Source organism: Kitasatospora sp. NPDC056181 (assembly GCF_042266225.1).
Taxonomy (GTDB): domain Bacteria; phylum Actinomycetota; class Actinomycetes; order Streptomycetales; family Streptomycetaceae; genus Kitasatospora.
In genome coordinates, this window is record NZ_JBHJUK010000187.1 from 3,530 (window position 1) to 14,216 (window position 10,687).

At 72.9% G+C, this 10,687-nt stretch carries 10 protein-coding genes; 6 read left to right on the top strand and 4 right to left on the bottom strand.

What is annotated here, in order from left to right:
* Nucleotides 1-138: 138 nt before the first annotated feature.
* Together ACFC1F_RS38950 and ACFC1F_RS38955 are read right to left on the bottom strand one after the other, a co-directional pair.
* A complete protein-coding gene (locus ACFC1F_RS38950) occupies nucleotides 139-2,349 on the bottom strand; it encodes a discoidin domain-containing protein (RefSeq protein WP_376165864.1) in 2,211 nt (736 codons plus the stop codon).
* Nucleotides 2,350-2,643: 294 nt separating this feature from the next.
* Nucleotides 2,644-3,888, bottom strand: a complete 1,245-nt coding sequence (locus ACFC1F_RS38955; RefSeq protein WP_376165867.1) for an ROK family protein — start codon at nucleotides 3,886-3,888, stop codon at nucleotides 2,644-2,646.
* A gap of 145 nt (nucleotides 3,889-4,033) precedes the next feature.
* Between ACFC1F_RS38955 and ACFC1F_RS38960 the strand changes: the two genes are divergently transcribed.
* From ACFC1F_RS38960 to ACFC1F_RS38975, 4 genes are all read left to right on the top strand, one after another.
* Nucleotides 4,034-5,347 (top strand): ABC transporter substrate-binding protein, encoded by a 1,314-nt coding sequence (locus tag ACFC1F_RS38960; protein ID WP_376165870.1) that lies wholly within the window; start codon nucleotides 4,034-4,036, stop codon nucleotides 5,345-5,347.
* 1 nt (nucleotide 5,348) lies between these two features.
* Nucleotides 5,349-6,275, top strand: a complete 927-nt coding sequence (locus tag ACFC1F_RS38965; protein ID WP_376165873.1) for a carbohydrate ABC transporter permease — start codon at nucleotides 5,349-5,351, stop codon at nucleotides 6,273-6,275.
* Nucleotides 6,272-7,114 (top strand): carbohydrate ABC transporter permease, encoded by an 843-nt coding sequence (locus tag ACFC1F_RS38970; RefSeq protein WP_209414840.1) that lies wholly within the window; start codon nucleotides 6,272-6,274, stop codon nucleotides 7,112-7,114. The genes ACFC1F_RS38965 and ACFC1F_RS38970 overlap by 4 nt, the downstream gene beginning before the upstream one ends.
* Before the next feature lie 116 nt (nucleotides 7,115-7,230).
* Nucleotides 7,231-8,580 carry a GH1 family beta-glucosidase gene (locus ACFC1F_RS38975; RefSeq protein ID WP_376165875.1) on the top strand — a complete coding sequence of 450 codons (1,350 nt, stop codon included), beginning with the start codon at nucleotides 7,231-7,233 and terminating at the stop codon, nucleotides 8,578-8,580.
* Between the two features lie 48 nt (nucleotides 8,581-8,628).
* Here ACFC1F_RS38975 and ACFC1F_RS38980 read toward each other — a convergent pair whose 3' ends face one another.
* Nucleotides 8,629-9,126, bottom strand: coding sequence for a MarR family winged helix-turn-helix transcriptional regulator (locus tag ACFC1F_RS38980; RefSeq protein ID WP_376165877.1), 498 nt, complete (start codon nucleotides 9,124-9,126; stop codon nucleotides 8,629-8,631).
* A gap of 99 nt (nucleotides 9,127-9,225) precedes the next feature.
* Between ACFC1F_RS38980 and ACFC1F_RS38985 the strand changes: the two genes are divergently transcribed.
* Both ACFC1F_RS38985 and ACFC1F_RS38990 read left to right on the top strand, forming a co-directional pair.
* On the top strand, nucleotides 9,226-10,074 hold the full coding sequence (locus ACFC1F_RS38985) for an NAD(P)H-binding protein (protein ID WP_376165879.1): 849 nt from the start codon (nucleotides 9,226-9,228) through the stop codon (nucleotides 10,072-10,074).
* A 26-nt stretch (nucleotides 10,075-10,100) separates the two neighbouring features.
* Nucleotides 10,101-10,514: a MarR family transcriptional regulator gene (locus ACFC1F_RS38990; protein ID WP_376165882.1), complete on the top strand. Its 414-nt coding sequence runs from the start codon at nucleotides 10,101-10,103 to the stop codon at nucleotides 10,512-10,514.
* A gap of 30 nt (nucleotides 10,515-10,544) precedes the next feature.
* On the opposite strand, the gene ACFC1F_RS38995 is transcribed toward ACFC1F_RS38990, so the two are convergent.
* On the bottom strand, nucleotides 10,545-10,687 hold a 143-nt coding region (locus ACFC1F_RS38995; protein ID WP_376165886.1), incomplete at its 5' end, for an excalibur calcium-binding domain-containing protein.

A 10,687-nucleotide genomic window follows, 5' to 3' on the forward strand; every position in this document is an offset into this window, starting at 1 on the left:
GCCGCCTTCCCCCCCCCCCCCCGCGGGCCCCCCAAACCCCACCCCCGCCCCCGGGCGGGGCCGCCCCCGGGGGGGGGGGGGTGAGCCGGCCCCGGGCGGGCCCCCCCGGGCCACCCCCGGGGCGGGGTCGCAGCGGGGTCAGGGGTAGGCGACCACGGTGGAGGGGGTGGTGGACGTACCCGACGTCGCGGCGCCGGTGCCGTTGACCACGTGCTCGTACTGGCCGTTGCCGCCCAACGAGACGACCAGCAGGTCGTGGAACCTCACGCCCGGCCGGACCGGGGCCTCGAAGCCGTGGTCCATCCGGATGGTCGGGTCCACGTTGAAGTAGCAGTAGCTGCCGAGGCCCCACCCCTCGTGGCTGGTCACGTTGTCGTCGACCTTGTAGGCGGCGAAGCCCTTGGTCGCGCCGTTCTGGACGGCGGCCTGGTTCGGCGCGTCGTACGCCTTCTCGTTCTGGAAGAAGATCGTCCGCCCGCGATCGCCGGACCACTCGACGTCGTACTTCTTGAAGTGCTCGACGAAGAGCCCGGTGCCGAGCACGTCGTCGCCGCGGACCAGCAGGCCGTAGTCGGCGGGGTTGGTGTTCCAGCCGACGCCGGCGCCGTGGTCGGCGCGCCAGATCCAGGTGTGGTCGATGATCACGTCGTCGCTGTTGACCACGACCCCGGCGGTGGCCGAGCCGGGGCCGGCGCCGCCGACGCGGATGAAGACGTCCTGGAGGGTGGTCGGGTCGGCCGCGTGGTCGGCGGCCGCGTTGTCCGGGCCGACCTGCACCAGCACCGGCGAGTTGACCGGTCCGGCGTCGACCAGCAGGCCGGCCAGCCGGACGCCGTCCACGTCCGCGACCTTGATCGCCGTCACCCCGTTGTCGGGGACGACGGTCGCCAGTCCGAGGCCGAGCACCACGGTGCCGGGCCGGTTGACCTCGATCGGGCGGTCGACGTGGTAGACGCCGGGGGTGAACAGCAGGTCGAGCCCCTGCGCGAGCGCGGCGTTGATGGTGGCGGCGGTGGCCCCGGGCTTGACCAGGTAGAACTGGCTGAGCGGCCGCGAGGTGCCCTGCGGGGTGCCGTCCCAGGAGACGCCGCGGGCGTTGGTCCGCTTGGCCGGGACGAACACCTTGTAGTCGCTGCCGTCCAGGTACAGGAACGGCTTCTCGCGCGAGACGGGAGTGGTGTCCAGCGTGGTGTAGGGCGGGTTGGGGAAGCTCTGCGCGGGTGCGCCCTGGACGCCGGAGAACACCTGGTTCCAGACGCCGTTGGAGAAGCCGCCGACCGCGCTGTCCCGGGTGTACCACTGCTGCTGCGAGTAGTTGCCGACGGCACCGTCGATCCGGCTGTCGGCGATGTAGCCACCGCTGGCCCAGCCGTAGCCGTTGGGCGCCAGGTTGAGACCGCCCTTGACGTGCATCCGGCGGAACGGCGCGGCCTGGGCGACGGCCCAGCGGTCGGTGCCGCTGACCGGGTTGAGCGCGAGGTTCTCGGCGGAGCGCCAGAAGTTCTGGGTGGCGTTGCCGTTGAACCAGCCGGCGTCCACGGTGACGTCGCCGTTGATCGTGGTGTCGTCGGGCTTGAGGCCGAGCCCGGCGATCGAGGTGTAGAAGCCGAGTTGGGCGTTGAGGTTGTTGTAGCTGCCCGGCTTGAAGAGCAGCGCGTAGCGCTGGTCGCCGAACTGGTTGGACTCCTGCTTGGCGAAGACCTCGTCCACCTTGGCCTGGATGCCGGGCGTGGCCGGGTCGAAGACCAGCACGTTGGGCCCGAGGTCGCCGCCGCCCTGGACCGGCGGGACGGTGGGGCCGTCGGCGGTGTTGACCTGGAACTCCCAGAGCGAGTAGCCGTAACCGGTGCCCCGGGTCAGGCCGTTCATCCGGACGTAGCGGCCGCTGCCGGTGACGGCGAGGGTCTCGGTTCCGCCGGTGCCGTTGCCCTTGGTGTACACCGTGTGCCAGGCGGCGCCGTCGTCCGAGGTCTGGATCTCGTACGAACGCCCGTACGCGGCCTCCCAGTCGAGCACGACGCGGCAGATCTGCCGGACGCTTCCCAGGTCGACCTGGAGCCACTGCGGGTCGCTGAAGGCGGAGGACCAGCGGGTCCCGGTGTTCCCGTCCACGGCGTTGGCGGCGGCGGTGCCGCCGTTCTCGGTGGAGGAGGCGGTGGCCGGCCGGCCCTGGGCCGCGTTCGTGGTGCCGCAGTCCCCGGCGGTGCCGTCCGCGGCGGCGGCGCGGGCGGGGGCGGGAGCGGCGGCGAGCGCGGTCTGGGCGGGCAGCGCCAGCGCGGGGCCGGCGAGCAGGGACAGGCCGAGCAGTGCGGCCGGTCCCCGGCGGGGGCGTGCTGAAGTGAGCCTCACGGGCTTCTCCTGCGGTGGGGGTGGGTGGGATGCGGGGGCGCATGCCGAGGCCCGCGCCCGGCGCAGCGCAGGCGCCGGGTGGTGGGGAACGACGGGGTCGGGTGGCACGGGCCGCCGGGGCGGCCGGTCACCGGGTGCGTGACGAAGCGCTGCCGGCCACCGTCGTCCGGGTGTCGGGGAGCGCCCCCGACCGGGAGTCTCGGGGCTGCCGATCGGGGGTGTCAACCCTTCGAGCCGACTTTCCTCACACCGTGAACTAGCTTGTACAGCAACGAAAAAGCGGATCCTGCCAGGTCAGACCCGGGTGGCCGGCCGGGTGTCGGCGCCGTGCGGCAGCTCCCCGCCGGAGTCCAGGAAGTCGGTCAGCGGCAGGGTCGCGGCGCCGACGGTGACCGCATCCGGGCCGAGCGTGCCGAGCACGATCGAGGTCTGCTCGCGCGGGAAGCGCAGCGCGTACGCGGTGGCCGCGGCGCGGATCGCCGGCAGCAGCCGGGGGCCGAGCAGCAGGCCCGCCCATCCACCGATCACGATCCGCTCGGGGTTGAACAGGTTGACCAGGTCGGCGATGGCCGCACCGAGGTACTCGGCGGCCTCGGCGAGCAGCCCCGCGGCGGCCGGCTCCCCCGCCTCCGCGGCGGCCAGCAGCGCGGCCAGCCCGGCCTTCTCCCCGCCGCCGGCCGGCGCCCCGCCCCACCGCTCCACCAGCGCCTCGGCCCCGACGTACGCCTCCAGGCAGCCGAGCGCGCCGCAGCGGCAACGCCGGCCGCCGACGTGGACCTTGGTGTGGCCCCACTCCCCCGCACTGCTGGTGGCCCCGCGGAACCGGACGCCGTCGGCGATCACGCAGGCCCCGACGCCGGAGCCGAAGAGGGCGATCACCGCATGCCGCACGCCGCGCCCTGCGCCGAACCACATCTCGGCCTGGCCGAGCGTCTTGGCGCCGTTGTCGACGAAGAGCGGCAGCCCGGTGCCGGCCCGCAGCAGCCGGCCGAGCGGGACGGCGTCCCAGCCGACCGTCTGGCTGTGCACCACGATCCCGGCACCGTCACCACCCGGGTCGCCCTGCTCGACAATGCCCGGCACGCCGATGCCGACGCCGAGCACGGTGGCCGGGTCGGTCCCGGTGCGCTCCAGCACCTCGGCCAGCCCGGCGAGGATCAGCTCCACCACGTGGTCGACGTCGTGGCCGCAGTCGGAGAGCGGCCGGTCGCTGGCGGCCAGTTCGGTCCGGGCCAGGTCGAACAGGGCGACCCTGACCTGCGTCTCCCCGACGTCCACGCCGACCAGGTGGGCCCGCCCGGCGGCCACCTGGAGCAGGATCCGGGGCCGCCCGCCGTCCGAGTCCACCGAGCCGCACTCCTCGATGAGCCCGTCGGCGAGCAGCTCGCCGGTCACGTTGCTGATCGAGCCGGCACTGAGCCCGGTGACGGCCCCGAGCTCCTGGCGGCTCAGCGGCCCGTCGAAGTACAGCCGTCGCAGCAGCGCCGACCGGCTGCCTCTGCGCAGGTCACGCACCGTCTTCTTGCCCCGCACGGTCATGGGATCTCCCTCCTGCCCCGAATCTATCGCTGCCCGAACCCTTGACGGAAGCTTTTCTCACACGTTAAATCACGCCCTGAAGTAAGCACTGGAGCAAGGCACTTCACCCCACCAGAAGACCACCCACCCGAGAGGGGCCCCCGTCGTGCCCATCAGACGCACCGCCGCGGCCACCGTCCTGGCCGCCACCCTGACCCTCACCGCCACCGCCTGCGGCGGCGGGTCCGCGGCCGGCGGCGGTGACAACAGCAGCCCCGGCACGCTCACCTACTGGGCCTCCAACCAGGGCACCAGCCTGGAGAACGACCGCCAGGTGCTGGAGCCGGAGCTGAGGAAGTTCGAGCAGCAGACCGGCATCAAGGTGAAGCTGGAGGTCATCCCCTGGTCCGACCTGCTCAACCGGATCCTCGCCGCCGCCAGCTCCGGCCAGGGCCCCGACGTGCTGAACATCGGCAACACCTGGTCCGCCTCCCTCCAGGCCACCGGCGCCCTGCTGCCCTTCGACGCCGCCGCCTTCGAGAAGATCGGCGGCAGGGAGCGCTTCCTGCCCGCCGCCCTCGGCTCGGCCGGCGCAGCCGGCAAGGACCCGGCCGCCGTCCCGCTCTACTCGATGGCCTACGGCCTGTACTGGAACAAGAAGCTCTTCGCCGAGGCCGGCATCGACCGGCCCCCGGCCACCTGGGACGAGCTGGTCGCCGACGGGCACCGGCTCACCACCGGCGGCCACTACGGCCTCGCCCTCGAAGGCGGCAACGTCTCCGAGAACGTCCACCACGCCTTCGTCCTCGCCAAGCAGCACGGCGGCGACTTCTTCGACGCCACCGGCCGGCCCGCCTTCGACGGCCCCGGCGCCGTCGCCGCCGTGAAGCAGTACGTCGACCTGCTCGGCACCGAGAAGATCGCCGCCCCCGGCAACGCCGAGTACGCCAACAACCAGTCCGTCACCGACTTCGCCACCGGCAAGGCCGCCATGCTGATGTGGCAGGCCGCCGGCGCCAACCTCAAGTCCCACGGCATGAACCCCGAGGACTACGGCGTCGCACCCGTTCCCGTCCCGGCCGGCGCCACCGGCGACCGCGCCACCACCTCGATGGTCGCCGGCATCAACCTCGCCGTCTTCAAGAACACCCGGAACACCGACGGCGCCCTCAGGTTCGTGAAGTTCATGACCGGCGCGGAGGAGCAGACCCAGCTCAACAAGACCTACGGGTCGATCCCCCCGGTCACCGACGCCCAGGCCGACCCGGCCTTCGCCACCCCCGAGCTCAAGGCCCTGGCCGGCGTCCTCGGCGGCAGCGCCAAGCCCCTCCCGCAGGTGGCGAACGAGAGCCAGTTCGAGACCCTGGTCGGGACCGCCGTCAAGAACCTGCTCGCCGCGGCCGCCGCCGGGAAGCCCGCCACCGACGACAGCGTGAAGGCCGAACTCACCAAGGCCCAGCAGCAGATGCCGGCCGGCTGACGTGATCCGCAAGCGACTCCTCCCCCGCCCCCGCAGCCGCAACCTGCCCTACCTGCTGCTGCTCCCCGCCCTCGCCCTCGAACTCGTCGTCCACCTGGTCCCGATGGTGGTCGGCATCGTGATGAGCTTCAAGCGGCTCACCCAGTTCTTCATCCGGGACTGGTCCGCCGCCCCCTGGGACGGCCTCGCCAACTACCGGATGGCGGTGGACTTCCACGCCCCCGTCGGCCGGGCCCTGCTGCACTCCTTCTGGGTCACCTGCGCGTTCACCGTACTCGCCGTCGGCCTCTCCTGGCTGATCGGCACCGCGGCCGCGATCACCACCCAGGACGCCTTCCGCGGCCGCGGCGTTCTGCGCGCCCTCTTCCTCCTGCCCTACGCCCTGCCGGTCTACGCGGCCGTGATCACCTGGTCGTTCATGTTCCAGCGGGACACCGGACTGATCAACCACGTCCTCCACGACCAGCTCCACCTCGTCGACGACAAGCCGTTCTGGCTGATCGGCGACAACAGCTTCACCGCCCTGGTCACCGTCTCGGTCTGGCGCAGCTGGCCGTTCGCCTTCCTCACCCTCACCGCGGGCCTCCAGAACATCCCGCGCGAACTGTACGAGGCGTCCGCGCTGGACGGCGCCGGGGTCTGGCAGCAGATCCGCCGGATCACCCTGCCCTCGCTGCGCCCGGTCAACCTGGTGCTGGTCCTGGTGCTCTTCCTCTGGACGTTCAACGACTTCAACACGCCGTACGTGCTGTTCGGCAAGTCGGCCCCGGAGGCGGCGGACCTCGTCTCCATCCACATCTACCAGTCCTCCTTCGTCACCTGGAACTTCGGCGCCGGCTCGGCCATGTCGGTGCTCCTGCTGCTCTTCCTGCTGCTCGTCACCGCCTTGTACCTGCTGCTCACCTCACGCCGGAGGGACACCGCATGATCGACCCGCCCGCGTCCTTCCGGTGGTTCCGCCGGATCTTCCTGTCCGCGCTGACCGTCTTCGCCACCGTCCCGGTGCTGGTGATGCTCAGCAGCTCGCTGAAGCCGCTCCAGGACGTCCAGGGGCCGTTCCGCTGGATCCCCAGCACGGTCACCTTCCGCCCCTACCTGGACATCTGGCGCACCGTCCCGCTCGGGCGGTACCTGGTCAACTCGCTGATCGTGGCCGGCGGGGCGACCGTCTGCTCGGTGCTGGTCGCGATCCTCGCGGCGTACGCGGTCAGCCGCTACCGCTTCCGCGGCCGCCGGCTGTTCACCGTCACCGTGCTCTCCACCCAGATGTTCCCCGGCATCCTCTTCCTGCTGCCGCTCTTCCTGATCTTCGTCAACGTCGGCAACGCCACGGGTGTCGCGCTGTACGGCAGCCGGGGCGGCCTGATCCTCACCTACCTGACCTTCTCACTGCCGTTCTCGATCTGGATGCTGGCCGGCTACTTCGACTCGATCCCGCGCGACCTCGACGAGGCCGCCCTGGTCGACGGCTGCGGTCCGCTCCGGGCCCTGGTCCGGATCATCGTCCCGGCCGCCGTCCCCGGCATCGTCGCGGTGGCGGTGTACGCCTTCATGACCGCCTGGGGCGAGGTGCTCTTCGCCTCCGTCCTCACCAACGACGAGACCCGGACCCTCGCCGTCGGCCTCCAGGGCTACGCCACGCTCAACGACGTGTACTGGAACCAGGTGATGGCCGCCTCACTCGTGGTCAGCGTGCCCGTCGTCGCCGGCTTCCTGCTGCTCCAGCGCTACCTCGTCGCCGGGCTCACCGCCGGCGCCGTCAAGTGACCGCCCGCTCCGTCACGTGACCGGCCGCTCCGTCACGTGACCGCCCGGTCCGTCACGTGACCGCCCGGTCCACCACCTGACCGCCCGCTCCCGCCCCGCTCCCGAAAGGCCCCCTCGTGACCCCCCTCAGCGCGCTGAGCCCCCTGCCCGACGACTTCCTCTGGGGCGCGGCCACCGCCGCCTACCAGATCGAGGGGGCGGTGCACGCCGACGGCCGCGCCCCCTCCATCTGGGACACCTTCTCCCACACCCCCGGCAAGGTCGCCGGCGGCGACACCGGCGACACCGCCTGCGACCACTACCGACGCTGGCCCGAGGACATCGCGCTGATGCGCCGGCTCGGCCTCGGCGCCTACCGGTTCTCGATCGCCTGGCCCCGCGTCGTCCCGCACGCCGACGGCCGGGTCAACCCGGCCGGGCTCGACTTCTACGACCGCCTGGTCGACGCCCTGCTCGCCGCCGGCGTCCGGCCGTTCCCCACCCTCTACCACTGGGACCTCCCGCAGGCCCAGCAGGACCGCGGCGGCTGGCCCGTCCGCGAGACCGCCGAACGCTTCGCCGAGTACACCGCCGTGGTCGCCGCCCGCCTCGGCGACCGCGTCACCGACTGGGCGACGCTCAACGAGCCGCTCTGCTCCGCCTGGATCGGCCACCTCGACGGCGCGATGGCCCCCGGCCTGACCGACCTCACCGCCGCCGTCCGCGCCTCCTGCCACCTGCACCTCGCCCACGGCCTGGCCGTCCAGGTGCTGCGGGAGACCGTCGCCGGCGCGCGGATCGGCATCGTCAACAACCTCAGCCCGGTGCAGCCCGCCACCGACTCGGAGGCCGACCGGGCCGCCGCCGTCCGCGCCGACGGCCACGTCAACCGGTGGTGGCTCGACCCCGTCCTCGGCCGCGGCTACCCAAAGGACATGCAGGAGGTCTACGGCGTCGACCTGCCGCTGCGCGACGGCGACCTCGACCTCATCGCGGCCCCGCTCGACTGGCTCGGCCTCAACTACTACTTCCGCCAGATCGTCGCCGACGACCCGGCCGGCCCCGCCCCGCACTTCCGCCAGCTGCCCGGCCCCAACCCCGGGCACACCGCGATGCCGTGGGAGGTGCACGCCCCCGGCCTCGAAGAACTGCTGCTGCGCCTCACCCACGAGTACGGCGTCCGGCGGATCTACGTCACCGAGAACGGCGCCGCCTACCACGACACCGTCGCCCCCGACGGCACCGTCCACGACCCCGAGCGCACCGCCTACCTCGAACAGCACCTCGCCGCCTGCGCCCGCGCCGCCGCCCAGGGCGCCCCGCCGGCCGGATACTTCGCCTGGTCGCTGCTGGACAACTTCGAGTGGGCGTACGGCTACGACAAGCGGTTCGGCCTCGTCCACGTCGACTACGCCACCCAGCGCAGGACGGTCAAGACCAGCGGCCACCGCTACGCGGAGCTCATCGCCGCCCACCGGGCCCGCTGAGGCCGGGCCGCCCCGGCCCCCGCCCTGCGCCACCGGGTCACGGACGGCTCAACGGCCGGCCTCCCGGCCGCCCGCGGCCCGGTGGCGCAGCTCCTCCTGGGCTGCGACGTACTTGAGCATGAGACGGGCGAACTCCAGGCGTTCGCGCTCGGTCCACCCCTCGGTGACCTGCTCGAAGGCGGAGCGCTGGTGCCGCCGGAAGCGCGCCATCAGGTCCCGCCCGGCGGGGCTGAGATGGAGGACGGTGCGGCGACCGTCCTGCTGGGAGGCGGCACGGATCAGGTAGCCGGCGGTGATGGAGTCGGTCACCATGCGGCTGGCCACCGACGGGTCGACGCCCAGGTGTTCCGCCACCGCGCCGACGGTGACCTCGCGGGCCTCGTCCTGCTCGGCCTCCAGGACGATGTTCAGGACCAGGGTGCGACCGAGGTCCTTCTGGGCGATCGGGTTCTCGACCTCCAGGAGGGAGGAGCGCCGCAGCTTCCCGAAGGCCGGGCCCACCGCGTCCAGCAGCTCGTCCGCCGTTCCCGGCTCGTGCTTCGTCATGACCCCATCGTAACTGGATGACCGTTCGAAGACATGTGTTGACGTGAAAACGCATGCATGTAAGCATGCATATGTCTTCAGCAACGAACGGAGCATCCCATGACCATCCTCGTCACCGGCGCCCGCGGCAAGGTCGGCCGCGCCGTCATCGACCGCCTGCACGCCGCCGGCCACACCGTCCGCGCCGCCAGCGCCGACCCCGCCCACCTGACCGTCCCGGCCGGCGTCGAGGTCGCCGAACTCGCCCTCGACCGGCCCGAAACGTTCACCGCCGCCCTGCGCGGCGTCCGCCAGGTCTTCCTCTACCCGCAGCCCGCCGGCATCCACGAGCTGGTCGAGGCCGCCGAGGCCGCCGGTGTCGGGCACGTCGTCCTGCTCTCCTCGTCCTCGGTCCTCGGCCCGGACGCGGCGAACGACCCGCTCGCGAGCCACAGCCTCCTCGTCGAGCAGGCGCTCGCCGGCTCCGCGCTCACCTGCACCCTCCTGCGCCCGGACGCCTTCGCCAGCAACTCCCTCGGCTGGGCCTGGTCCATCGGCAACTCGACGCCGGTCCGGCTCGCCTACCCCGACGCGCACATCGCGCCGATCCACCCCGAGGACATCGCCGACATCGCCGTCGCCGCCCTGACCGGCGACTCCCTCACCGGCCGCGCCGTCACCCTGACCGGGGCCGAGTCACTCACCTTCCGCGAGCAGCTCGCCGTCCTCGCCGACACCCTCGGCCGCGGGATCGAGGTCGAGCACATCACCCGCGCCGAGGCCGAGCAGGAGATGGGCCGGCACATGCCCGCGCCGATGGTCTGCTCGCTGCTCGACCTGTGGCAGGCCGCCGACCGGCACGGCCCCGCCGTCATCGCCGACACCACCGAAACCCTGCTCGGCCGCCCCGCCCGCTCGTACCGGCAGTGGGCTCGCGAGAACGCCGCCGCCTTCCCCACCGCGCGCTGAGCCGACCCGCCCCTCGGGAGCACCGCATGAAGCCGATCGGCTACTGGCTCAACCGCACCGACCAGGCCCTCACCGGCCGCATGAACGCCGTGCTGGCCGAGTTCGGCCTCACCCGGCTCGCCTGGCAGGTCCTCAACGTCGTCCAGGACGACCCGCAGGCCACCGACACCACCGTCCTGACCGTGCTCGCCGCCAACGCCGACGCCGCCGACCTGACCGCCGCCATCACGGCCGTCCTCGCCGACGGCTGGGCGACCCGCCCGGCCCCGGCCCGCCTCGCCCTCACCGGGAACGGCCGCGCACGCCTCACCGGCGTCGCCGCCCGCGTCGACGCCTTCCGCGCCCTGGCGACGACCGGCATCTCCCCGGAGGAGTACCGCACCGCCGTCGCCGCCCTGGAACGGATGACCCACAACCTGGAGACCGGGGCGGGGCGGTAGGGCCCGCGCCGCCCCGCCCCCCGGCACCGGTCACTCGCAGGCGACGCCGTCGTTGTCGCGGTCGAGCCCCGCGCGGTACCCGGGGTCGCCCCGGTGCAGCGGGGCGACCCCGGCCGCCCGGGCCGCGGCGCACTTGGCGTAGTACGCGGCGCCGCCGCCTCCACCGGAGGTCG

What these genes read in the sequence shown, in the direction of transcription:
- ACFC1F_RS38970 (WP_209414840.1), top strand. Translation starts at nt 6,272, where the DNA reads ATGATCGACCCGCCCGCGTCCTTCCGGTGGTTCCGCCGGATCTTCCTG.
- ACFC1F_RS38990 (WP_376165882.1), top strand. Translation starts at nt 10,101, where the DNA reads ATGAAGCCGATCGGCTACTGGCTCAACCGCACCGACCAGGCCCTCACC.
- ACFC1F_RS38980 (WP_376165877.1), bottom strand. Translation starts at nt 9,126, where the DNA reads ATGACGAAGCACGAGCCGGGAACGGCGGACGAGCTGCTGGACGCGGTG.
- ACFC1F_RS38985 (WP_376165879.1), top strand. Translation starts at nt 9,226, where the DNA reads ATGACCATCCTCGTCACCGGCGCCCGCGGCAAGGTCGGCCGCGCCGTC.
- ACFC1F_RS38955 (WP_376165867.1), bottom strand. Translation starts at nt 3,888, where the DNA reads ATGACCGTGCGGGGCAAGAAGACGGTGCGTGACCTGCGCAGAGGCAGC.